This window comes from Paenibacillus tianmuensis, assembly GCF_900100345.1.
Classification (GTDB): Bacteria; Bacillota; Bacilli; order Paenibacillales; family NBRC-103111; genus Paenibacillus_G; species Paenibacillus_G tianmuensis.
On record NZ_FMTT01000015.1, the window covers coordinates 76,745 to 100,672 of the forward strand.

A 23,928-nucleotide genomic window follows, 5' to 3' on the forward strand; every position below is an offset into this window, starting at 1 on the left:
AGGAGAGAGCGACCGCTCATACGGCCGCCCTCTCCATTTTTTCACTTCACAAAAGGAAACAACAGCTTCTGGTTGTCCGACCAGAACATGTTGTCCTGATCGATCACCTTCGTTCCGGTATCGAAGTGGGCGGGCACCTTCTTGCCTTCCAAGGCTTCCACCGCATATTTGACGCCCAGGTAGCCCATGCTGAACGGATTTTGGATAATCGTCGCCTGAATGACGCCTTCCTGCAGCGATTCGATATTTTCGGCCGTGCTGTCGAACGTGACGGCCTTTACTTTTCCCTCCAGCCCCATCTCCCCAATCGCCCGGATAACCTCAATGGACGAAACGGCATGCAGCGCGACGATCCCGTTTACAGGCTGCTGCAGGAGCCTGCGGATTTGCCCCGCGCACGGAGCGGGGTCCGAGGCGCACTCGACCTGCTCCACCACCTTCATCTGGCTGTGCTTGGCGAGTTCGTCCAGCACGCCCCGCTCCCGCTGCTCGGTCGTCCTCACGCTCGGCTTGAAGCCGATCACCGCGATGTGCCCCCGATTCCCGACCAGCGACGCCATTTTGAGTCCCGCCTTGCGCCCGGCCTCGAAGTTGTCGATGCCGATGAAACTGCGCACCTGCAGCGAGTCGATCTCCGTATCGATGGCGATGACCGGCATGCCTCGCTCCGCCGCTTGTCCGGCCGCTTCCGCCAGCGCTTGATCGTCGTTCGCCGCCAGTACCAGCGCAGCCCGCTTATAGTTGACCGCTTCGTTCACGAGTTGAATTTGGCCCTGCACATCCTCTTCCTGCTCGGGCGCCCCGACCGACAGCTCGACGCCGAACTCTTTTGCCGCCGCTTCCGCCCCCATACGCACCGTTTTCCAATAATCGCTGTTATGCGTCTTCAGAACAAGCGCAATTTGCTTCTTCGGCTCTGCGATGTGCGGCTCGGTATTCTCGTTCTCGCAAGACGGGAGCAACAGGAGGCAGAGCAAGGCTGCAAGCAGCACCGGAACTGTTCGAATCGCTGCGTTTCCGCTTGTCATCGCTCCTTCGCCCCTTCCGTTCGAATAGCCGGAAGCCACAGCGTCACCGTGGTGCCTTCCTCCAGCCGACTCTCGATCTCCAGCTCGTAGGCTTCGCCGTAGCCAAGCCGGATACGCTCATGCACGTTGCGCAGGCCGACGGAAGAGCCTTCGCCGCTTGCCGCCTCGCCCGGCAGCAGCCGTTCCAGCTTGTCCACCGGGATGCCGAGCCCGTTGTCGATGACCTGCAGCCGTACCTTTTCCCCGGCGAGCTCTGCGGTGATCCGGATGAAGCCTTCGTCCGCCATCATTTCGATACCGTGGTAGATGGCGTTCTCCACAATCGGCTGCAAAATCAGCTTCAGCGTCCGGCAGCCCAGGACCTCCGGCTCCGCTTCGATCGCGAACTCGAATTTGTTCTTGTAGCGCATCTTCTGGATGATCAAATAATTGCGGACATGCTCCAGCTCGTCCTCCACGGAGATGATGGTCTGGCCCTTGCTGAGGCTGATGCGGAAAAATTTCGACAGCGCCGTAATCATCGTAATGACCTCTTCGCTCTTGCCTCCGCCGGCCAGACGTACGACGGAATTCAGCGTATTATACAGAAAATGCGGGTGAATCTGCGCATGCAGCACTTCAAGCTCGCCCCTGCGCTTCGCTTCCTGCTCGCGGATGATTTGGCCCATCAGCTCACGGATGCGGGCCACCATATAGTTGAACCGGCGCGACAGCCGCCCCACCTCGTCGTCGCCCTGCACCTGGATGTGAATATCGAACACACCCTGCTCCACCTTGCTCATCGAACGCTCCAGCCGGCGGATCGGCTGCGAAATTTTGGCCGACATGAACGCCGAGATCAGCAGCACGAAGACGACGACAAACAGCAGCAGCCAAGCGATAAAGCCGCCGATTTCCTTTTTGGCAGTCACAATTTCGTCCATATAAGAAACGCCGATGATTTTCCAGCCGATGTTGTTGACCGTTGCGATGGTGATCAGCCGCTTGTCGCCGCTGGAGGAATCGAGATAGTTGCCGTACGTGTATTTGAGCGCCTGCTCCACATTCTCGTATTTCAGGCCGATATAAATGAGCTGCTGCTGAGGATGGTACACGATGTTGCCTGCGGACTCGTCGATGATGTATACGTAGCCTTTCTTCCCCAGGCTGACCCGGCGGCACAGGTCGTCGATCGTCTTGAAGTTGAAATCGACGAGCAGTACGGCGTTCCGCTTCTCGCCGCCGCGTTCGATCGTAATCTGCTTGCTCATGGACACGACCCACGTGTATTTGTCCTTGTACAGGTTCTGGATGTGCGGCAGCGAGAAGGTCAGATGGTTCGGGTTTTCCAGCGCCGTCTTGAACCAGCTCTGCTCGGTCAGCTTCGTGTTCTTGCGCATCTCCATGACCGGAAGCCCCGCCATCGGCTCGCCGTCTGCCGTAAACAGCGCCATCGATACGATATCCGTACGGCTGTCCAGTATCGTCCCGAGCTGCTCGGTCAGCCGTTCGCCCGACACGATGGAATTCATCCGCACCTTTTGCTCCACGGTTTGAAACACCTGAGACATATTTTGCAAGTAAATTTCGAGATTGTATTTCACCTGCGCGACGATCTGTTCATTGCTGAGAAACGTGTTCTGCTCCGCCGTCTTCGTAAACTTGTTGTACAGCATCACGCTGACGAATGCGATCACAAGCAGCGTCAGCAGCGTAAACGACGCGGTGATGATCACCTGAATGCTCTTGACCTTCCACGTATAGACAACGGATGCGGCCTTCCGCCGAAGCCACCGGGGCACCCATTTCATCCACGGTGTCCCTCCATGGCGGCGCTGCGGTATTCCTTCGGCGAGACGCCGACATGCTTGCGGAAGCTGAAGCTGAAGTAGTTCGGCTCCGCATACCCGACCCGCTCGGCGATCTCGAACGCTTTGAGATCGGTCGTCCGCAGCAGCTCCTTCGCCGCTTCCATCCGAATGTGCATCAGGTAGTTCACGAACGTCATTTTCGCTTCTTTCTTGAAAATGCTGCTGAAATAGCCGGCGCTGATATGCAGATGGCTGCATACTTTCTGGATCGAAATGTCGGTCTCGTGGTAATGGCGCTTCGTATAGTCGATGGCCTGCTCCACCAGCGTTTTGTACGTATACTGCCGCTGGCTCGCGATGCTGTTCATAATCGCGGTGCACAGCCCGAGAATGCGGCTCTTCGCTTCCTGAAGGCTCGTAAACTTGTGCAGTTCCGCGAAAGGTATGAAGTCCGTCCCGAGCACCGCATCCAAATCGACGTTCGCGTCTTTAGCTGCTTTGAGAATGGCGGTTAGCATTTCCATCAAATAAATCTGGTAATCCTTGATCGATACCTGTGTTTCGCCGATGCCGTGAAACAAGCCGTCCACCGTCTCCTGAATTTCCTGCGGGGTGCCGACCTTCAGACAGCGGATCAGCGCATGCTCCTTCAATTCGTCGAAGCGCAGCTTCTCGACGAAACGCGTCTCCACGTCATCGATGCAAATGATCCGGTTGCCGCCGAGAATGCCGCGGTAATCAAGCGCCAATACCGCATCCTTGTACGAATAGGATACGTTCGTCAATTCGCCGCATACGGTGCCGACGCCGATCGTGACGGTGAATTTCAAATATTTCTCAATACTCTGCCGAATGTCCTCCAACGCCGTAAGCGTTTTCTTAAGTGCGGAAGCTTCGCCCTCCGTCCCTTGTCCGGCTACCGTCAAAAGCACCAAGGTATCGTTGTGCAAAAACACCCGCCCCAAGCGGTGCTTCTCGACGATTTCTTCGGCAATGTTCAGCACGGCAAAGCGCTTCAGCTCCGTGTCCTTCGAACCTTTGAGCGAGGCTTCGGCTGCCTCGTCCGTTTGTTCGCTGTCGCCCGTATCCATGCTGATGACGGATACGACGTAGGCGTCCGCCGCCAGCTCCAGATTGTAGCTGCGGCACTTCTCCTCGATTTCGCGCCGCGGCAGCTTCCGCGCGACCAGCGAGGCCAGGAATACCTCGCGCAGCACGGGAAGACTTCGGCGGTAGTGCTCCTGCAGCGTCTGGACGTTTTCCTTCTCCGCCGCTTCTTCGTCAATCCGGCGCTTGATCTTCGCCAGCACGTCGATCAGCTCCTGTGCCGAATACGGCTTGAGCACATATTCGTCGATATGCAGTTTGACCGCTTTTTGCGCATATTCGAACTCGTCGAAGCCGGTCAGGATGACGATCTTCGTCGTTTCGTACCGCTGCCTAATCCACGCCGCGAGCTGCAGCCCGTCCATAAACGGCATGCGGATGTCGGTGACGACGACGTCCGGCACCTGCCGTTCGAACAGCTCCGCCGCCTCCTGACCGTTTTCCGCGGTTTCGATCACTTCGAATCCGTGGCGGGCCCAGTCGATCTCCCGCAGGATGCCTTCGCGCACATCTTCTTCGTCTTCCACAAGCATGAGCTTATACATCGGTCGCAGCCTCGCTTCGTTACGCCTGAAGCGGGAACCGGCGTTCCCGGCCGGCGGTATGGAATATTATGACGATAAATATACCCGTAGGGCACCACGTTTGAAAAGTGGGAGGAGACAGGTGCTGCGCCGTGTCCCGCTACTTCCGACACACCGCCACGCCGATAAAATACCGGATTCCGTCCCGCGGCTTCTCGAAGGTTACGCCCCGCTGATAGTAAATGTCCACCTCGGCAAAGCCGGTGAACAGCTCCTCGAACTCGCTCGGTGTAAGCTGGTGAACGTGAAACGGTTCGCTGGTCGGCATACCCCGCCCCCGGCCGAAAGGGCTGGACAGGACCAGAATCCCCCCCGGCTTCAGCATGCGGTAGAGGTTGTCAGTGAACGTCCTATCGTCCTTCAGGTGCTCGATCGTTTCAAAGCTCAAGATCGTATCGAACAGGCCAAGCCGCTCCGGAAGCCCGGAGTCCGTCGCGTCCCCTTGTACATACGTCACCTTCTGGTGATGATATTCCCGCTTTGCATACCGCAGCGTCTCCTCATCGTTATCGACGGCGACGATTTCCGTCACTTCCCGCTTCCGCTCCTTGGCCGTCATATGGCTCCCGTATCCGGTTCCGCAGGCAATGTCCAGCACCCGCCCCTTCACGTAAGGAGCGGCAAAATAATATCTCGCGATATGCTCCAGCAGCATGCCGTTCGTCGGCTTCATCTGCTTGGGAATAATTCGTTCCCCCGTCCATTCGAGCATCTTCGTCACCTCACTCGAAACCTAAAAAGACCGCTATCCAAGTTAACAACTTGAACGGCGGCTGTCAAATGCGTGCCTATTCCTCTTGGCCGGCGTTAGCCGGACGCTGATCCAGCGTCGAGTTCACGAGCACCGGCAGCATTTTCGTATCGCTGACCATAGGGGACTGGCACAACGGACACGTCGGGTTATGCTCGAACATAAAATTGTCCCGCATCCACCCGTTGCAATCTTCTTTTGTACAGGACCAGATCTTGGTCTCTTCTTTGGGAATCTCCTCAAACATCTTTTTACGATAATTCATGGCCATTCCCCTTTCCGATCTCAATACTAAAAGAAAAACCGCCCCTAACTTGCGTTAAGAGCGGGCTTGCTGCTTAGTAAACTTTGACAACGTTCTCGGCTTGCGGTCCGCGGTTGCCTTGAACAACGTTGAATTCAACGCGTTGGCCTTCGTCCAGGGACTTGAAGCCTTCGCCTTGGATCGCGCTGAAATGCACGAATACGTCGTTGCCGCCTTCAACTTCGATGAAGCCATAGCCTTTCTCTGCGTTAAACCATTTTACTGTACCTGTTTGCATGAGTGTGACCTCCACTAAATGATATTAATATGCTCATTTTTAACCAAAATTAAAAAATTCACACATTGAAAAAAGTATCATGTAAAAAATGTAACCTTTTTCAATATGTGAATTTCGGTTTCATTTATAACATTTTTTTTATTTTACCACATTCCGTACGTAAAGGCAAATATCCCCGTGGAACAAAATAAATTTGAAATTATAAAGAATTTTTTAGAAAAGAACACTAACTTTTGGCGAGGTCCCTGCCGATAGACTGAAAGGAAAGTCAAATTTTACTGTTGTTAATGGAGGAATTGCTGTGGATTACAATGCACCACAAAATCAGGAAAAGAGTTCTAAAAGCTTCGTAAGCACGTTGCTTCTTGCCATCTTCTTTGGATCGCTTGGCATGCATCGCTTCTATGCAGGCAAGGTCGGAACCGCTTTTCTCATGATTTTTACCTTGGGCGGCTTCGGTATCTGGACATTGATTGATTTTATCATGATCTGCCTTGGGCGTTTTACCGATTCTGAAGGCAAGCCTATCAAAAATTAATTCCCATTGCCTCATTTTTGTACAGAAACTGCTGCTGCGCGGCAGTTTTTTTGCATTCGCGCTTGTCCGGGAATTAGAGAGTCGCTGCGATATGTTTCTACAAGTTTGCTTCCTAATACGCTATGCGGCCTGTCGTGAATTATTCTGTTCGTTATCGATTTGTAATCTAATTGAAATATAATTTTCATCGTTCTTTAATGTTCGCAGGCTATAATAATCCTTGACCCCCTTTTTAATATATAAAACCTTTAGACCCACAGCCCGTTGCTTGTGGGTCTCTTTCTGTCTATGGTCACATTTTACAAATATTGGAACAATAAAGAACCAGACCCATGGAAACGAAATTTCCAAATCCCGGTGTGCATAACCCGTTCTGTGGATATGTGAATAACAAAAGCCCATAGGCGAGTTTTTTTCGTCTATAGGCTGTTTATTATGTGTATAATTCCGTGGATAACTATGTACTCGGACCGGAAATTCGCCCAGATGCGGGGCATCAAATTGGTAATTAACTTGGCTTCAAGCATGGCAAAAAGACTTCTTCCCCCAGGGCGCCTATGCGATCACCTAAGGTCATGAAGTCTTTTTCCGCAATCGTATTATTGTTTCTTGTTGTGCATCGACCGCAGCGCCGTGCGGAAGTCGTTGTCCTTCATGGGAGCTTCGCCGGCTTTCTCGGACAGCGTCTCAGACCTTGCCGGTTGGGTGAACCCGCGTAATGCCTGACGATATTCCGGATCGGCAAGCTTGGCCGAAGTCCGCGCGGCTTCCGCATCGGCTTCGGGAGCAAGCACCCGGCCGGATTGTGCTATGGGCTTATGTGCCGCACGAACCTCTGCTCCTTGTTCCGCCGCCGAAGTCCTTTGGACCGTTCTGGCCTTGACTCTCTCCTGATCCGCCGCGGGCTCTTCCGCTTGTGGCCCCTGCTCCGGCGCCTCCTCCGAATGGCCGGGAAACTGCCGCTCGCTCCGGGGGACCGGTGCAGACGTCGTCGATCGCATATTATACATGATGAGAACAATAACCAGAATGACGGCTATTGCGATGCAAATGACAGGAACGGTCATCTCGCTTCCTCCTTCCGTCCGCCTGCGTCATCCGCTCAAGAACGCGCAAATCTCTGCGTAACCTCGGCAATCCGCTTCCCGAAAGCCCGGCCCAGCTCTTCGCCCTGCCCGCTGAGCAGCTCATCGCTATCGATCGGGCACGTCACGCCTACACCGTAATACGAGCCATAGGTGGCGTTTTGCGGAAGATTGCCGGGCAGACCGACCACGATCATGCCTTGATGCAGCATCGGCGTCATCAGGCTGACCATTGTCGATTCGAGGCCTCCGTGCTCGGTCGCCGTCGTGCAGAACACGCCGCCGATTTTATCGATCAGCTTCCCTTGCGCCCACAAATAGCCAAGCTTGTCGATCCATGCTTTAAGTCCGGCGCTGATCGTTCCGAAATGCCCGGGACAGCCCCAAATAATCGCATCCGCCTCCGGTAGAGCCCTAACGTCCGCTTCCTGCACGCTGCGCACCTCCACCTCGGCGTTCTCGACCAAGGCTGCTCCCGCCGCGATGGCATGCGCCAATGCCTCGGTATGTCCGCCTTCGCTATCGTATACGATATATAGTTTCACCTTGATCCCCTCCTTGTCCAAACCGTTTCTTTCCGGGTTCATCTGTTTCTTATTGCGCCGTTTGTCCTGGCGACGGGAGCAGAATAACCTCCGTACGCGCATTCGTCTCCTCAGGGTGATGCAGGGTTTGCTTTGGCTTATCTTTTCTCACATCGCGCAAGAATACACTCAAGCCCAACCCGACCACCGAAATGATCGTCGTCCAGAAAAAGGCGTCGTTAATCCCCATCACCGTCGCCTGCAGCTTCGCTTGCCCGGCTAACGCCGCTGCCGCTTGTGTTTTCGCTTCGGTCAACGGCAGATGCGCCGCCGCGGCGATCCGGTTAACGAGCGCACCGAACGAGTCCATGAAGCCCGGGTCCGTCGTATCCATCCGGTCCGTGAACGCGGCATAATGAACGGTCGAACGATTAGTAAAAATCGTCGTAATCAAGCTTGTCCCGATCGAACCGCTGATTTGGCGCAGCGTATTGGACATCGCCGTCCCGTGCTTGCTCAGCTCCCGCGGAAGCTGATTCATGCCGGCCGTCATGATCGGCATCATCAACAAGGACATACCGAAATAACGCGCCATATAAATGGCAACAATATAACCGTAAGACGTATCCAGAGTCAGTGTCGTGAATTCGTACGTCGTCACCGTCGTAATGAGCATTCCGATAACCGCCAGCGGGCGCGGACCGATCTTGTCGAACAGCGTTCCGGAGATCGGCGACATGATCATCATCACGATTGCCCCCGGCAGCATCAATAGCCCGGAATCAAGCGGCGTAAAGCCCCGCAAGTTCTGCAAATAGAGCGGCAGAAGAATCATCCCCGCAAACATGCTGGCCGTGACGAACACGTTGATCACGGTCGACAGCGAAAAGACGCCATAGCGGAACACCCGCATATCCAGCATCGGGTTTTCCGAGCGTATTTGCTGGATAACAAACGCGATAAGCAGAACGAATCCGGCAACGATGCAGGACAAGACAACGGTATCCGTCCATCCTCTGGACCCGGCTTCGCTAAGCCCGTACAGGAGAAGCCCCACCCCCGAGATCGATGTGACCGTGCCGAAGGTGTCCAGCTTGATTTGTTTAGGCTCTTCGATATTTTTCAGCTTGAAAAAAGCAATGACGAGCACCAGCACGCCGAACGGGAGCATTCCCGTAAACAGCCAATGCCAGTCGTAATTTTGTACAATCCATCCGGACAAGGTCGGTCCGACCGCCGGGGCGAACATCATCGCGAGCCCGAACAGCCCCATGCCTTTCCCCCGCATCTCCGGCGGAAATATAAACAAGATGACGCTCATCACCAGCGGAGTCAGAACGCCGCCGCCGATCGCTTGGATCAAACGTCCGGTCAGCATGACCGGGAAACTTGGAGCGATGCTGCAGATTAGCGCCCCTGCCGTAAAGGAAAACATCGCGATCAGAAACAATCGGCGGACCCCAAGCCGTTCAATCAAGTACGCGGACAAAGGGATCAGAACCCCGTTCACCAGCATATAGCCGGTGAGCAACCATTGCACCGTGCTCGTGCTGACGCCGAAATCGGCCGTCAAATGGGGGAGTGCGACGTTCAGCAGCGTCTGGTTCAGAATCGCCAGGAACAAGCCCAGCATCAGCACCGTCAATAAACTCCCATAACCTGACAAGCCGCCCCGGTTATCTTTCGTTTCTGTCGGAGAAGCCATCATCGCAGCTCCTTTCTCGGTAAGATATTAGAAATCAACCATTATTTTTTCGTCAATTTAACCGTTGCGTTCATTCCGGGCAGGACAGAATCCGAATAGTTGGTCATGGAGATTTTGACCTGTACCTTCTGCGTCACTTTCGTATAATTCCCGCTCGTATTCGCGGATGGCAGCAAAGAAAACACGGAGTTCGTCACATGTCCGATCTCTTCGACCTTTCCTTTCAGCGTCGTACCGGCATCGCCGTCCACCGTAATGTCCACCGCCGAGCCGACTTGAATGTCTTTCACGTCGGTTTCGTCCAGGTTGGCCGTCACGTACAGGTTTTTCATATCGACAAGCTGCGCCAGCGGCTGGCTGGGCTGTACCATTTGGCCTTCCTTGGCCTGATTTTTGACGATCGTGCCGTCAATCAGGGCAGCGACGTTCACCGTTTTCGAGCCTTCGGAGACTTGACCGACATTGCCGTTTTTGGCGACGGTCCCGCCTTCCTTCCCGCTCCAGGACGACAGCGTACCGGCCGCCGGGGCAGATACGGCGATCATATCGCCCGCAACCCGGGCATCTTCGGTCTTAATATATTTGGACGTCTGATCGTAATAATAAAATCCGCCGAAGGCTAACAATACAATAAGAACAACGCCAATAATATTGGCTGCAAACATGCGACCTTTCATTCGATTTCTCCTCCATAATATTTTAATATGTTAATTACTTTGTTATAAAGTAATTTTGCAATAAAACAACTTTAGCATGAAAAAAAACGGAACACAATTAGTAATAAAATCCGGTATACTGATCTATCTGCCCGATTTCGAACAAATGTAAGGAGAAGCCCCATGCCCGCAAACCAGCCTCCGGACACGTCTGCTCATGAATTCGACTCGATGAACAGACTGATGGAAACGTTCCAGAAATACAAAATGAAGCTCGTCGAACAAAAGCTCAAAGAGCCGCATATGCGGATGAACAATACGAAATACTACATGCTTAAGACCATCTACCACAACCAAAACTGCATGGTCGCCGATATCGCCAAACAATTGCAGCTTTCCTCCGGCGCAACGACGATCGCGCTGAATCAGTTGGAGGAAGACGGCCTGATCGTCCGTCTGCGCAGCGATTCGGACCGGCGCACCGTACGGATCGCGCTCACGGAGCAAGGCGTTGCTTTCGTGAAGAGCGCCATGGAAATCCGGCGGCAGCTGCTTACCGATATGCTTGAACCGCTGAGCGACGAGGAGAAGACGCAGTTTTTCGCTATGATCGACAAAATTACCGAACAGCTCGCCTTGAAGCTCTAAATACAAAATGACCCGTAAGCGGGGCGCTTTTTGCAAAGCGTCCGTCTACGGGTCATTGAACTTGCCAAGTATTGAGAACAGGACTAGAGCCGCGCATCCGCTTTTCCTTCCAGATTGCGCGCCGTTTCGCTTTTTTCCACCTGCTGCTCGTCGCGGAACGTGCCCAGCATGACATCGAACAGCGGGTTGGTTACGCCGTACCAGTAATGTTCGCTTTTGTAATGATGCCAGAGATGAACTTTTTTCATCCAGCGCCCCCAGGGCGTGATCGGCTTGATGGGACGATGGGCGACAAAATGCGTCCATTCGTAATAAAGCAGGAAGCTGATCACTCCCATAACAAAAGCGATGGTCAGCACCGTATCCCGCGTCACCAAGTAAGCGAAAAGCGCCGGTCCGGCCATGATCGGGAGGCTGTACCATACGGGAAGGAACAGCAGGCGCAATTCGGTCGGGTAAATATGATGGTCATAGTGCAGACGGCGGAGCATAGCAAGCAGCAGGGGATGCTTCGGCGGCTTCATATGAAACAAAAAACGATGGATCATATATTCGCTCAATGCATAACCGGCCATCCCAAGGACGAGAGCCAGCCATATCTTCCCCTCATTCGCATGCGGCAAAATGACCATCCAATCCACCACCAGCAATACGCTCATCACGCTAATATCAAAATGGGTAAAAAACTCTTTGATATGTTGTCTCATCGCGCATCCCCTTCCCGCTGCCCGGCTCGCTTATTTGGATTTTCGCATCAACTCAAGGTACGCCCGAATAAAACCAAACAGGCTTCTCCTGGAACCGTACCAGCTTTTAATCAGACGGCCGAAGACCGGATATTTGCCCGCATACGGAAACCAGTTGACTTCCGCTGGTTTCGTTCCGCGGTCCAGCACGACCGCCTTTTGATGGCAAAATAATGTTAAACCCTCTTCCCCATGGTAGCGTCCTATACCGCTTTGTTTTATCCCGCCAAAAGGCAAGTACGGATTCGCGATCGTAACCATCACATCATTAATGCACACCCCGCCGCACTCCAGCAGGTCGGCGACGCGATGGGCCTTGTTCAAGTCCCGGCTCCAGACGCTCGCGTTCAGTCCGAAAGAGGAATCGTTTGCCAATTCGATGGCTTCCGCCTCATGATCAAAAGGCATGACGTTCATGACGGGACCGAACGTTTCTTCACGCATCACCTTCATCTGCGGGTTCACCTGCGTCAGTACGATAGGTTGCACCTGCAAGCCTTGTGTGAGCCGCCATTGCTCGGGATGAAGTCCGCACTCCAGCTCGGCCCCTTCCTCCAGTGCATGGCGCACATGATCGCTAACGATATCCACCTGCTTCGAGAAGGTCATCGAGCCCAAGTCCGTATCCTCGGTTCCATTTTGGCGCAGCCGGCTCACTTCCTGCTTAAGTCGCGCGGTAAAATCCGCATAGACGGGCCGCTCGACATAGATTCGCTCCACTGAAATGCAGGCTTGCCCGCTGTTGGCGAGCGATCCCCATACCGCTCCTCTCACGGCCCGTTCGAGATTCGCATCGGCGAAGACGATCATCGGGTCCTTGCCGCCGAGCTCAAGCGTAGTCGGAATGAGCCGCTTCGCCGCTTCTTGCTGAATCCGGGCGCCTGTTTGCACGGAGCCTGTGAAGAAAATATAGTCCGGCTTGGCCTCAATAAGTGCGGCTCCCAGCGTGCCATCCCCGTGAGCGATTTGCACAAGCCCTTCTGGCAATCCCGCCGCCGCGAATATACGCTCCATCAAGTTCCCTACAGTAGGCGTCACCTCGGAAGGCTTGACAATGACGCTGTTTCCGGCCGTTAATGCGCTTAACGCAGGTATCATCGCAAGTTGAAACGGAAAATTCCACGGCGCAATGACAAGAACGACACCCCGGGGGTGGTAGGAAATCGTGGATTGCTTCCCGAACAAGGTGAGCGGCGTCTTCGCTTTGCGCGTCTTTAGCGTCCTGACTGCGCAGTCTTCCATATGTTTAATCGCATCCGCCACGATAAACAGCTCGTGTGTCGCCGCTTCCACGAGCGGCTTCCCGGTTGCCTGAACAATCAGCTCCGCGCATTCCTCAAAATGCTCCGTCATGTAGTAACGAATCCGCCGCAAATACGTCAATCGTTCCGCTACCGGCGTTTGCTTCCAGCGGGTCGAAGCGATTTTGGCCTTCTGCATCATAGGGTCTACCGCTTCCAGCGGCGTTGCATGAATTTCCTCTCCTTCTTCTCCTGTCGCAGGATTTACCGCTCTCCACGCCACCACGATCTCTCCATTTCACTACAAATTATGTTATTCGCCGAACATCATCCTGCCGCGGCGTAAATAATCGCCATCTGCCCGGCGACATACGTGAACCAAATCCATAGTTCCTTATGTTTAATTCTGTACCCTCCGACATCCGTCACGCCGATCAGCAGATCGGACAGGACAAAGATCAGCCCGCCGAGAGCCGTCAGCCACCAGACTCCCCCTAGCATCATTGCCAGATCAAGAGCAAAGCAGGCCATTCCGCCGACCCAATATCCAAGCGCTCCATAATTAAGGATGGCTTGCTTACGGGGATTGCGAATGAAGAACAGCCACCCGACAACCAGCAGCAAACCGTAGCCAGTCACGCCGATCCATAATCCGCGGCCTCCCGCAGCCCCTCCGCTTGCGGCCATCATTTGAATAAATGCCGTCATATAGAAGCTCTGCGCAACTGCGAAGGTCAGCATGCCGCCAATTAGCCGTTGCGGCCAAGGAATGACGCCGGCCATGGACAGATCGCCGAGGAACGACAGCAGCATTCCCCAAAATACCCACTGGCCATAAGGCGACGCCGGGTCGGATCGCCAAATCACGAACGCCGCCGCAACCAGTGAGAGACTGAGCAGCACTCGTACCCACAGCGGAAGTATAAGACCGTCCTCTCTGCTTATCGCTCTCCGCCTTGCCATCCATAGACCCCATGCAAAAAGAACAACCTGCACCAAAGCAATCCCCATCGTACCCCTCCAATTATAAATCCATTCTATATCCTATATATGCCGTTTTCCATCATTTCATTGACGGTTCAGTTAAGAAGAACGGTCCAGCAAAAAGATGAAAGCCGCAGACGCGCCTGCGAATAACGCAGAGCACGACGGCGGCTTCTTTTGGGATCTGATGATGAAAAGCTTTGGTACAGGAACGTTAGTCTGTTACGCCCATCGTTTGAGCGAAGGGATCACTTGGTTCAGCATTTCGCGGGCTTGCTGCTCCGATATGCCTTGACCTTCAACCACATGCGGAACGCATTCCTCGATCATCGACTGCACGGTAGCGTCCGGGGAGGTGAAGGCCCCTCCTTGATAGCAGTAGGTGCAGTACTCTTCATTGCGGCTTCCGTCGGCATTCGTGCCGAAATCTTCGGCAGTGTTCAGGGGCATGCTGCAGCTTTGACAAAATTGTTTGTCCATTTTGACAACCTCCATTTGATTGGGAATAGCTACAGCATACACCCCTAACTATGACAACAGTTTGTCATGTTATTTTTTCATTTCCCGTATATCTTGCAGATGCGCTCCGCGCGGTCCCGGATGAGCACACGCAGCCGCTCGGGTTCGAGGATTTCAACTTGGTCCCCGAAGCTGAGCAGGAAGCCGTACACCCACTCGTCCTCGGGATACGTCTGCACTACCGTCAAGAAACCGTCCTCTCCCGTTTGCCCTTCCTCCATGCCGAAAAACTCTTCCGCCCGAGCTCTCGCCTCAGGCGCGAAGCGCAGCACCATCGTCACCGTCCGGGAGCCGCTATTCCACATCTGTTCCAAGTCCTTCTCTTCCAGGCCGGCATGCTCCCTGCGCTCGAACGGGCTATTCGTTACCATCACTTGAGACATCCGCGACAACCGGAACATGCGAAAATCGCCGCGAAGCGGGCAATACGTGTACAAGTACCAAGCTGCGCCCTTGAGCAAAAGCGTCATCGGCTCGACCTCACGGTCGGTCGTCACCCTGTTGTTCGAAGTATAAGCGAAGCGGAGGGTCACCTCCTTCTGGAGTGCCTCCCGAGTCAGGGCGACCTTCCGCTTCATCGCACCGTCCGCCCCCCACGGATTCATATCGATGACGAGCCGCTCCTGCCAGAAGCGGGCGGTTTCTTTCTCCTTGTCGGTGAGCAAGCTCGTATATTTCTCCAGCGTCGTTCCGAGACGAGCATCGTCGAGTGTCTTCGTCATCCCTTTCAACGCCGAAATGACCGAGGCGATTTCATCAAACGTCAGCGCGTTCCGGTCCAGCCGGTAGCCCTCTATGACGGCAAAGCCGCCCCCGGCCCCTTGGTAGGCGACGATCGGGAACCCGGCTTGGCACAACGTTTCGATATCCCGGTAGACGGTCCGGACCGAAACTTCCATTTTGTCCGCGAGCTCCGCGGCCGATATTCTTCTCCTGTTGACAACCAGCATCAAAACAGCAAGTATCCGTTCCAAACGCAAGACCGCTCCAGCCTTTCTTTATTCGGACTCTCCATCATAGCAGCATTATTTCGACTTAAGCATCACGTCCTCCTTTTTTCCGTCCCATTCGACATGTATGGGGATTTCCTCGCTCTTTTGAAGAGGGACATTCGAGGAAACGGAGCGGGCGACGATTTTATTATTTTCTATGTTCTGGCCTTTTGCCGAGTAGTTTCCCCCGGAATAAGAATAGGAGAAGTCAATCGGCACCGTAAGCTGCTCGTTAGATTTATAGCGAAGCGTGAATCTTTTCTCCGCTTTGTCGCCAATCCGAAAAACTTCAAGCTCCCCCGTCCAATGCTCGCTCTCGCCGGAGAACATAAGGTTGTTATGATCATCTCGGGCACATCCTTGTAAAAGCAGCAGTAAAAAGAGTAAAACGAAGGCTTTTTTCATCGTCGGACCTCCCTGTTATTTACAAGTATACCATACTAAAAAAGTCTGCTCATGGGAACCGGCAATTTCACATATCCATGTGCATAACCTGTTCTGTGAATATGTGAATAATAAAAGCCCATAGGCACGATTCCTCGTCTATAGGCTGATTGTTGTGTGTATAACCGTGTGGGTAACTATCGGTTTTGAACCGGGAACTTGCCTGCGAAGTCGACTTCCGTGTTGCGACCAAGCCACTACGGCCTCTCTTGAGGACTAAGAAAAATTCATTCCGTAAAAACCAAGCAAAACAGGAATAATCACTGCCAACAAAATCACGACAATAATGAAGCTTAGCACGTGTGAAGGAATGCAAAACATGATTTTCGCTCCCTTTACCATCATTTCTTCTTCTCAATCGGTTTGAAATTCTTGGTATCGTTCCACATCTTTTCAAATTCATCTGTAAATGTTTTTGCGGCACCCTCCTCGCGAATCACAACCAGAACGTCATCGTTCTTTGTACTCGAAGCCTTGTAGTTTAACGATCCGGAAGTCACAACCTTCTTATCTGCGATCGTTACCTTCAGGTGCATATGGCCGCTGTGGCTGTTGATCTTTATTGGAATCTCCGCGCTGCCTAAAATCTTCAAAGCCTTTCCCTGCGTTTTCCCTTCGGATTTGGTCTTGTCCGTAAGGACTCGAACTGCGACGCCACGCTTCTTTGCCTCCTGGATAGCCGCTACAATGTCCGGATGCGTAATGCTGTAGATCGCAACGTCCAGCGTCTCCTTAGCTGAGTTGATCACATCAATAAGGACCTTTTCTGGGTGCTGCCCGGCTCTAGTAAAGGCAAATTCTACGTTCGTAGGCGTAGGCTGCTTCGCTGCTTCTTTTGGTGTATCTTGCAGGGTCGTAACCGATGCGGGCGCGGTATTCTGCTCTGAAGCTGCAACTGCTTGAGGCTCTGCTTGTGTACACCCGGCAGTCATGATCATTACTACCAAGGCGAGGAGTCCGAGATACTTTTTCATAGCTTGTCTCCTTTACATTTTTACCCATAGTATCATGAACATGTCCGACTCCACAAATTCGACAAAAAGCAAAAAAATCCCCGCCATCCTTGAACCAGCGGGGGAAGAAAGATTTTCCCAAGTTAGTCTTTTGCGCCTGACGAGGCCCGAGCGGAACGGGCCTAAGCCTACCAGCGCAAGCTATCGCGATGGTCGCAGATATCCACCTTACAGCCATTAAAAAAGGCTATCCAATAGAATAGCCTTTTAATCAACTCTTACATAGTATTTTCCTCTTTAACATATACATTGCCATCATAAATGATTATCTTAGTTTTACCATTCGTATTAGAAGGATCGTTTACTGTTTCAACTTTGCTGTAATCATTGTGACCCACTTGCTTTTTCACGAAAAAACCATCTTTTGTTTGAATAGCATCGGGGTGTTTATGATGCTCCAAGAGCACAGGAGGTACAGGATCGAAAGTAACATCTTGCACACTTTTTTGCTCGTCACGATTGGCCTGAACATTAGAAGTAATTACGCCTGCGAATGCAATGCACTAATTGTTAGAGCACCTATTCCTAAAATCAATGATTTTTTAATCATAATGGCTCAATTCCTTTTCAAATAAACTAGTGTGTCCATTACCGTCTATAGAATTCCTCATAAGTACGCTCAAAACTTGGGAGTTGACGATGTAATGGCAGTGATAATTACAAGGTTTCAATTCCTCATAGGTACATTCAAAACGAAGATACAAGGCTCAGAGACGAATACATTTCCAATTTGGTTTCAATTCCTCATAGGTACATTCAAAACTGTTGTATCAACCTCCTGACACAATTTTAAATTATTGTTTCAATTCCTCATAGGTACATTCAAAACCCATAAAAATCCCGCCACTACGCCATTTCCACATATCCCATAATTTCGTCTCTCCCTCAGCTAACGGTACAAACCCTTCTGCCGCACGGCTATCGTTGTCGTCGACCCCCAGGCTTTTTTGCAGCATCGGGGGTCGACGACAACATGCACAGTTAAATTATAAATCTTTTTCCACCTTTTTTTCAATCTCATTCCAGCACAGAGTTTCAGTTCCAGTTCAAATAATTATCACTCGTGGACGAGGACTTCCTTCTCCGCTCATATCTCAAACCAATTGAAAACCTAGCCATTCTCTCCTGCTTCTGACTTCGGAAGCCTCACGGGAACGGTCAGACCAAAACAAAACTGAACGACCTTTGGATTTTCCGGTAAAACATTTCTCACCACCGTGCCAAAGTAAGGAGGCAAGCTTGGCGAATAAAAACAAGATCCCGGCTGAATCATGAGTAACGGACGTTTGAACGGGTGGCGGCCGCCGGAGGCGTTTTCCCCTACTTTCCCGTATTTCGTAGCAATTTTATAATATCCTCTCATCGAATCATGTCGCGAAGGTACACAGTTGGACAAAAGTGCATAACCATTGCTATCTTTACATTCATCCAAAAAGGCAAGACTCTCATCAACTCGCTCTATGCGAAAAACTCCTTTGCCACTGCTCTTTTTCGCACCGAAGCCGACTTGTCCGATTGCTGTAAGAAGCTCTTCAAACCGTTCCTGATACGACGAATCCAGAAACCGTACGTACAAAGAATATACTTGAGTGTATTCTACCTCGATGTCAAAAAGCCCGTTTTGCTCCAGACTCGTTCCGGTTGACCGGTCAATAATGACGTGAGGCTCCATACGAACGACAGTTGGATTCCCTGCTTCCTCCCAATCAACATCACGTCCGCTTCGCACCGCGTCAAATTCTTTTATTGTCAGCCATTTACGGTCTTTTCGCTGTTTGTTTAACTTGACTTCCCGAATCATGTCTTGTTTGCTATTCTTCCCATATACGGCAACAGGCGAAGGCATAATTAATTTCGGCAGCAGGTCTCCGGGAAAACCGTTGGAAATAACAAAAGGCGGCTGCTCTTCACACTGTTGTATCCACCGGCTCAGTTCACCCTCCCCGTAATGCTGCAACATTGCCCATGCTAATGTCCCCATCAGCGTATCGCTCTGAAGCGGAGTTACTAATCCCGAACGAAAGTGCAGGCGGTAACGTATCAGTTTCATTTATCGTTCCCGCCAGTATCGTGCCTAAACGAATCCTCAAGCTTGCCGTCAACTGTGACATTGCGGAATTCGATTTGCCCATATCCTCGCCCGCCTGAACTTCCGAGGTAATCCTGCTGCAACAATTTCATTCCCTCAAATACTGTATTCACGATATCTTCTTCGTTATCAAATTTGAATTTACGTATACTGATCTCGAAATCGAACTCGGTCCCAGCTGGGACTCTTTCCATCGCACGCGGCGAATTCGCTTTCCCTGTATTTCTTTCGATAACATTCTCCATTTTTATTTCTGCAAAATGAATACCCGACTCAAATAATGCTGCCTGAAGAAGCTTTTGAGACTTTTCGGTTAAAGCCGCATCACGTACCAAAACCCTTGTTGGAGTTTGAGCATTCAACGCGCCAAAATATTTGCACACTTTGCAAGTGTTGCATTTACATGGAACTTTATAATTTTTATCTGAATGTTTGTACTCCAGCAATGTTCTCATCTTTCCTCTTATAGAAGAACCTGGAATGTAAGGTTGCTTGGTTAAAGGATGTCGAATGATATTATTTTCTACCCCTCCTATTTCGAGCTGTTCTTTAGCACCTCCAATTCGTAAGCCGCTAAGGCAATGAATTACTCCGCGAATGATTATATGCTTTTCAAGCCTCATCTTACATTACCTCCTCGTGGATTGGTTTTTATGAAAAGAAGTATTTTTCTTGCTACTGTTATGTTTTTCCGATTCATGGTTTCGGTGTACTGAATTTCCGTTTCCTCTTGGACCGCCGCCCTCTGTATTGGGGAAAAAAGCAACAACGCTCTGAAAATGCTGAAAAAATCCCAAGAGTCCTTCCTCTGATTTATTAGCAAGCGTAACGTTTTTCTGAATAAACTGCTTAAACTCCACAGGTGCAGGTTTTGATGCTTTTCTTTTCATCGCTTGCGCAGCGAATTTCTCTAATTCATCGATTTGGGGACGAACCCTATCATACTCTCCTGTAGTACGAAACTTTTGCACGATCCCAAGCACCATATTGTAAAAGCGATGTAGTGTAGCACTCGTTAGTTCTTTCTCCGCCAGCATGTCTGCGACTTCCTCTGCATGTTCGACGATAATTTCCCTGCGCAGGTACCCCTTCTTGTCGTAATACCCATCTTCCAGATAACGTTCCGGCCACATTTACATCTCTTCCTTTCCGATGACGTCATTTAAACGATACAATCTGCTCATCTGAATTAAAGGTCGTAACGTTAAAAAAGGATGATCTTCCTGTATTGTGAGAAAACGCTGGGCCCAAATTCTAACCTCTTTATCCTTCTCGTCGGACAAATTGCGCGCAATATCATAAGAGAGCTTCGGGTAAAACCGCAGCCCCTGAGTGTCCCCAGCCTCATAAGTCCGATACATCTCCGCATAATCCAACAAACGGTAGAGAAACGCCGAGGTAACCTGCTTTTGCTCCCACATCACAGCCAGACGCTTCGCCTCTTCGCAAAACTCAGCAAACTGTTCCCAGTTCATGGCCTGCTGCAAGACAGACACTTGATTGCGGCCCTCCGGGCGGGTTCGGCTTGGACTTTCCTTAGCCCGATCCAATTCCTCCTCCGCAACTGCCGCCTGCCTGGCCACAGGTTGATGCGACTTGCAGAACGTGATCCCGGCAGATAACGTCAAATTCGGGTTATCCCCGACAAACTCACGGAATCGCAGATGAAGCTCTTGAGCCAAATGAACGATCTCATCCCAAGCCCCGATTAGAAGCAGATCGTCTCCACCTGAAAAAACCGTGTATACCCTGCGGTATTTTTCGGAGATGATCCTATGCACCCAACCTGAAAAAAATAAATCCAGCATTTTGCTAAGCACCGCGATTTGTTGAAGCTGGACTGCCTGACCATCCCTATTTAAGCCAAACACGAAAACACTGCCTAAATAATCGACGTCCGCCTTCAGGTAAGCAAGCTGCTTGGCCCCGATTGCGGATTCCGCAATGCACTCAAACTGCAAAGGAGCGCCCGGTCTGACCGGATCGTGAGCATCGTCTTTAGCAAGACAGTGCGGGCAACCGTTCTCGTCTGCTACAGGAATATAGTTTGCAGCGTATTTCGTTACCATCGGTAGACGGTCATCCGTATCCACGGCCGGACTATTCAACCGGTATACCAAATAAATACTGTCCTCGTAGGCCGGAGGAGACTCCACAGCCTCTACGCTATATCCGTCTACAACGGGAAGGCCGCGCTGCGAAGGATAGCGATATACAAAATAACGCGCTCGAACCAGCCTCTGTCCCATTTCCTCATCGAACCGGCAGTGCTTACATAGCTCCCCTTCGTCTACCGCGAATTTCTTGCAAACCGAACATCGGCGGCCCGTCTCCTGCTGCTGAACAAGCCAATTGTTCGTATCCCAACATTCCCCTGTAGTCAGCCCTTGGAGTAGGGGATTCATTTTGCGTTGGCGCAGCGTAAGGTTCAATCGTTCCATAATCTTGTCCATATGGGTCAAGTCATCCGCAACAATGACCTCGCCAGCCAGATTACAAGCGATTTCTCCGTGGTATTGTTCCAGAAACCAATGGTCTAATTCTTTCTGGAGACGCTCCAGTTCTTGAAGCGTAGCTGTCCCGCCCGGAAGTAAAATATAAAATTTGCCTCCCGAAGACATCACAATATTCGAAAGCGGCAAACCGAAACGATGAACGATTCGATGGGAAATGATGTCCGATAGCGCGCTAAGAAAGAACGAACGGGCCCGCAGACGCTTTGCTACACTTCCTGCCCCTGTCTGGGCAATATCGAAAATATATCTTTGAATACCGGACAGATCACCGACAACTAACGTCATCCGTCCCGAATCTTCCATTCTTTCGCTGGATAACGCTGCGGCCAAAGCCCCAAGCATACTGCATTGTTCCGAGACGGGCACGTATTGATGGGACGATTTAGATCCGGATGCTATGCACCAGGCATAATGCTCTACCGTATTCTTTAATTTCGCGAAAAACGCTTCAAACGATAAGTCCTCCCGCTTCCAAAGCCGGTTCAAGGAACTCACAAACTTCTGAACGTACGCCTGAGGATCGGCCGAAAGCTCCGCCTGCTCCTCCTTCGGAAAAATAGCGCGCTCACTCAATTCCGCGAAATCATAGACAGCTTGCCGCTCGTAACGCTGCTCCAGTTCGATATAGCAAAAAACGGAAGATAATCTTCTCAGCGAGTCAGCATCGTTTTCAGGCATGATGCCTAGGATGTCAAGAGCTTTACGAATGGATGGTAGGCTCGCCTGATCCTCGCGTCCCTGTTGTAATTGTTCAAGGATCTGAAGCACTTTTTCTCCTTGGACTGCCTTTTGCTGTTGACGCATGCACTCCATATGAGCTTCAAAATCGGAAGCAGCCAGAGAATGTCTTAATGTATGATATAGCAGATAATAATACGAAGCGACTATCGTCTCTTTCATTGCATTTTTTCACCTCCTTGTTCCCTATACATTTCACGAGACATTACGCGCTGGTGAAGCCGGTGACGGAGCCAATGAAGGAAACCGTCATGAATTTCAGTGAGCGGATTCTCTTTTAGCTGACAATGAAACTCCTTGTGCAGCAATCCTTTAAGCTCGGTTTGCCAGTTGGCCAGGCTGAATGTGTCCTTTATCACTTCTTTGGTCAAGCCCCCGAAACGGTGTATCAGATTGTTACGTTCTTCATAAATATGATCCAGCTTGCATGCGAGCGGACTATTCTTGCCAAGCAAGCTGTCCGGTTCCAGAGCAGAAACGATCTTCTCATAGGTGTGGCGTGTTGGATATCTTCTTTTTCCACATATAAAATCATCTGTTCGAAGTGAATCCACACCATGAATCGTCGCCCACGAACGAATGGCTTCCCTCAACTGACCGGAACTATGTTCATTTGGCGCTGTTCCAATCCCATCTATTGCTTTGAGACGAAGCATATTCTCATACAAATTCATGAACATGGTAACCCAGTCGTTATATTGCTCAAGAGCATAATAGTTTTCGAGCTTCCAGTATTGCTCTTCGAGCAGCCTCTTGATCTCCGGTTTGTGAAGCTTTTCCTGCACCTGCTCCTCGTTGATCTTGATTCCGTTCATCAAACTCTGTGTATCAACGAAGCACTTATTGAAAAATGCTTCTTTTTTAAAGTCAGCGTTCGTTATACGGTTCAACTTTTGTACAGCCTTATCGTACTGCAAATTTTTACGCAAGAGCAGCGCATCAAGAAAATGGACCTCTGTCACATCCTTTTCTTGAAGCAGCTTGAAGCTTTCCAGCAGCTTCTTGATTTGACCGTAATGATGCCCTTCGAACAATTCCCGAAAGTTATACAGAAGCTCGTCGACAGACAAATAAGCGTCAACCTCAATCTCCACCGCAGGCGGCTGCGGATCTTCTTTCCTCGCTGGGCGCGGGGAGTAGATGAATTGCTTGTTGCGGGGAAGCTCTCTCGTGGCATTAACAGCATGAAGCAGTCCGAAATTACACGCCGGCGTTCCTCCCGCCACCGAAACATAAAACGGTTGGTTTAAATTTACATGTTTTTCAGTCAGTTGGCGCATAATTTGCTCCATCGCCTGCCGGTAATGAAAAAACATCCGATCATAAGAATAAGGTGCTTTGTGAATCGGATACCCCAGAAGTATCGGATTATGACTTTCGAACAACTTCTGCTGTGCTATCGCTAAGCGAATAAATTCAAAATCCTTATAGGTATCCGAACTGCGGAAATCTAAGCCTTCCTGTTCCGTATAGAACAAAATGAGATATTCCAGGTACTCCTCTTTGGAGCTAAGCAGTTTTTCAATCGACCTCATAATCGGGAACTCAGGTTGAAATACATTCGTTTGCCCCAGTAAATCTTCATTCATAAAGTTGAATGCATTAAGGCGTTCCTCTTCTGGTATTCGAGAACCGTCTCTTTGTACATCGGAAGTTCCGATATTGGCCAACACGATTGCCATAGTTCC

Annotated in this window: 26 protein-coding genes; 2 read left to right on the plus strand and 24 right to left on the minus strand. The window is 51.1% G+C overall.

The window, feature by feature from the left end; translation table 11 throughout:
- Window positions 1-41 precede the first annotated feature (41 nt).
- From BLO51_RS12175 to BLO51_RS12200, 6 genes are all read right to left on the minus strand, one after another.
- Window positions 42-1,028 carry a substrate-binding domain-containing protein gene (locus tag BLO51_RS12175; protein ID WP_090671850.1) on the minus strand — a complete coding sequence of 329 codons (987 nt, stop codon included), beginning with the start codon at window positions 1,026-1,028 and terminating at the stop codon, window positions 42-44.
- On the minus strand, window positions 1,025-2,818 hold the full coding sequence (locus BLO51_RS12180; RefSeq protein WP_090671724.1) for a sensor histidine kinase: 1,794 nt from the start codon (window positions 2,816-2,818) through the stop codon (window positions 1,025-1,027). The genes BLO51_RS12175 and BLO51_RS12180 overlap by 4 nt, the downstream gene beginning before the upstream one ends.
- Window positions 2,815-4,470, minus strand: a complete 1,656-nt coding sequence (locus tag BLO51_RS12185; RefSeq protein WP_090671726.1) for a response regulator transcription factor — start codon at window positions 4,468-4,470, stop codon at window positions 2,815-2,817. Before BLO51_RS12185 ends, BLO51_RS12180 begins: the two co-directional genes overlap by 4 nt.
- A 139-nt stretch (window positions 4,471-4,609) precedes the next feature.
- Complete coding sequence (locus BLO51_RS12190) at window positions 4,610-5,221, minus strand: class I SAM-dependent methyltransferase (protein ID WP_090671730.1); 612 nt, start codon at window positions 5,219-5,221, stop codon at window positions 4,610-4,612.
- Between the two features lie 76 nt (window positions 5,222-5,297).
- Complete coding sequence (locus tag BLO51_RS12195) at window positions 5,298-5,525, minus strand: cold-shock protein (protein ID WP_090671732.1); 228 nt, start codon at window positions 5,523-5,525, stop codon at window positions 5,298-5,300.
- A 73-nt stretch (window positions 5,526-5,598) separates the two neighbouring features.
- The gene (locus BLO51_RS12200) at window positions 5,599-5,802 is read right to left on the minus strand and encodes a cold-shock protein (protein WP_090671735.1); all 204 of its coding nucleotides are present in this window, start codon (window positions 5,800-5,802) and stop codon (window positions 5,599-5,601) included.
- Between the two features lie 301 nt (window positions 5,803-6,103).
- On the opposite strand from BLO51_RS12200, the gene BLO51_RS12205 reads away from it, so the two are divergent.
- Complete coding sequence (locus tag BLO51_RS12205; protein ID WP_090671738.1) at window positions 6,104-6,340, plus strand: TM2 domain-containing protein; 237 nt, start codon at window positions 6,104-6,106, stop codon at window positions 6,338-6,340.
- 599 nt (window positions 6,341-6,939) lie between these two features.
- Here the strand turns inward: BLO51_RS12205 and BLO51_RS12210 are convergent.
- The 4 genes from BLO51_RS12210 to BLO51_RS12225 are packed head-to-tail and all read right to left on the minus strand — an operon-like array spanning window position 6,940 to window position 10,331.
- Window positions 6,940-7,407, minus strand: coding sequence for a hypothetical protein (locus tag BLO51_RS12210; RefSeq protein ID WP_090671740.1), 468 nt, complete (start codon window positions 7,405-7,407; stop codon window positions 6,940-6,942).
- Between the two features lie 35 nt (window positions 7,408-7,442).
- Window positions 7,443-8,012: an NAD(P)H-dependent oxidoreductase gene (locus BLO51_RS12215; RefSeq protein WP_167670186.1), complete on the minus strand. Its 570-nt coding sequence runs from the start codon at window positions 8,010-8,012 to the stop codon at window positions 7,443-7,445.
- A gap of 7 nt (window positions 8,013-8,019) precedes the next feature.
- Window positions 8,020-9,657: a DHA2 family efflux MFS transporter permease subunit gene (locus BLO51_RS12220; RefSeq protein WP_245719640.1), complete on the minus strand. Its 1,638-nt coding sequence runs from the start codon at window positions 9,655-9,657 to the stop codon at window positions 8,020-8,022.
- A gap of 38 nt (window positions 9,658-9,695) precedes the next feature.
- Window positions 9,696-10,331, minus strand: coding sequence for an HlyD family efflux transporter periplasmic adaptor subunit (locus tag BLO51_RS12225; protein ID WP_245719641.1), 636 nt, complete (start codon window positions 10,329-10,331; stop codon window positions 9,696-9,698).
- A gap of 162 nt (window positions 10,332-10,493) precedes the next feature.
- Between BLO51_RS12225 and BLO51_RS12230 the strand changes: the two genes are divergently transcribed.
- Complete coding sequence (locus BLO51_RS12230) at window positions 10,494-10,958, plus strand: MarR family winged helix-turn-helix transcriptional regulator (RefSeq protein ID WP_090671749.1); 465 nt, start codon at window positions 10,494-10,496, stop codon at window positions 10,956-10,958.
- Between the two features lie 83 nt (window positions 10,959-11,041).
- Here BLO51_RS12230 and BLO51_RS12235 read toward each other — a convergent pair whose 3' ends face one another.
- The 14 genes from BLO51_RS12235 to BLO51_RS12295 all read right to left on the minus strand — a co-directional run bounded on the left by BLO51_RS12235 (window position 11,042) and on the right by BLO51_RS12295 (window position 23,922).
- Window positions 11,042-11,665 carry a sterol desaturase family protein gene (locus BLO51_RS12235; protein ID WP_090671751.1) on the minus strand — a complete coding sequence of 208 codons (624 nt, stop codon included), beginning with the start codon at window positions 11,663-11,665 and terminating at the stop codon, window positions 11,042-11,044.
- A 30-nt stretch (window positions 11,666-11,695) separates the two neighbouring features.
- Complete coding sequence (locus BLO51_RS12240; RefSeq protein ID WP_090671753.1) at window positions 11,696-13,228, minus strand: aldehyde dehydrogenase family protein; 1,533 nt, start codon at window positions 13,226-13,228, stop codon at window positions 11,696-11,698.
- 44 nt (window positions 13,229-13,272) lie between these two features.
- Window positions 13,273-13,956, minus strand: coding sequence for a lysoplasmalogenase family protein (locus tag BLO51_RS12245; protein WP_143006877.1), 684 nt, complete (start codon window positions 13,954-13,956; stop codon window positions 13,273-13,275).
- Window positions 13,957-14,151: 195 nt separating this feature from the next.
- Window positions 14,152-14,409, minus strand: a complete 258-nt coding sequence (locus BLO51_RS12250) for a zinc ribbon domain-containing protein (RefSeq protein ID WP_090671756.1) — start codon at window positions 14,407-14,409, stop codon at window positions 14,152-14,154.
- Between the two features lie 77 nt (window positions 14,410-14,486).
- Window positions 14,487-15,422, minus strand: coding sequence for a helix-turn-helix transcriptional regulator (locus tag BLO51_RS12255; protein ID WP_090671759.1), 936 nt, complete (start codon window positions 15,420-15,422; stop codon window positions 14,487-14,489).
- Between the two features lie 51 nt (window positions 15,423-15,473).
- Complete coding sequence (locus tag BLO51_RS12260; protein ID WP_090671762.1) at window positions 15,474-15,845, minus strand: hypothetical protein; 372 nt, start codon at window positions 15,843-15,845, stop codon at window positions 15,474-15,476.
- A 380-nt stretch (window positions 15,846-16,225) separates the two neighbouring features.
- Window positions 16,226-16,858, minus strand: a complete 633-nt coding sequence (locus BLO51_RS12265) for a phospholipase D-like domain-containing protein (protein ID WP_090671765.1) — start codon at window positions 16,856-16,858, stop codon at window positions 16,226-16,228.
- Between the two features lie 257 nt (window positions 16,859-17,115).
- On the minus strand, window positions 17,116-17,337 hold the full coding sequence (locus BLO51_RS28575; RefSeq protein WP_143006878.1) for a hypothetical protein: 222 nt from the start codon (window positions 17,335-17,337) through the stop codon (window positions 17,116-17,118).
- 354 nt (window positions 17,338-17,691) lie between these two features.
- A complete protein-coding gene (locus BLO51_RS29770; protein ID WP_217266733.1) occupies window positions 17,692-17,853 on the minus strand; it encodes a hypothetical protein in 162 nt (53 codons plus the stop codon).
- Between the two features lie 155 nt (window positions 17,854-18,008).
- The gene (csm4, locus tag BLO51_RS12275; protein ID WP_090671775.1) at window positions 18,009-18,947 is read right to left on the minus strand and encodes a type III-A CRISPR-associated RAMP protein Csm4; all 939 of its coding nucleotides are present in this window, start codon (window positions 18,945-18,947) and stop codon (window positions 18,009-18,011) included.
- On the minus strand, window positions 18,944-19,609 hold the full coding sequence (gene csm3, locus BLO51_RS12280; protein WP_090671778.1) for a type III-A CRISPR-associated RAMP protein Csm3: 666 nt from the start codon (window positions 19,607-19,609) through the stop codon (window positions 18,944-18,946). Before csm3 ends, csm4 begins: the two co-directional genes overlap by 4 nt.
- Window positions 19,610-19,615: 6 nt before the next feature.
- Window positions 19,616-20,119: a type III-A CRISPR-associated protein Csm2 gene (gene csm2, locus BLO51_RS12285; protein ID WP_090671781.1), complete on the minus strand. Its 504-nt coding sequence runs from the start codon at window positions 20,117-20,119 to the stop codon at window positions 19,616-19,618.
- Window positions 20,120-22,402 (minus strand): type III-A CRISPR-associated protein Cas10/Csm1, encoded by a 2,283-nt coding sequence (gene cas10 / locus BLO51_RS12290; protein ID WP_090671784.1) that lies wholly within the window; start codon window positions 22,400-22,402, stop codon window positions 20,120-20,122.
- Window positions 22,399-23,922, minus strand: coding sequence for a hypothetical protein (locus BLO51_RS12295; RefSeq protein WP_090671790.1), 1,524 nt, complete (start codon window positions 23,920-23,922; stop codon window positions 22,399-22,401). The genes cas10 and BLO51_RS12295 overlap by 4 nt, the downstream gene beginning before the upstream one ends.
- Window positions 23,923-23,928: the final 6 nt, after the last annotated feature.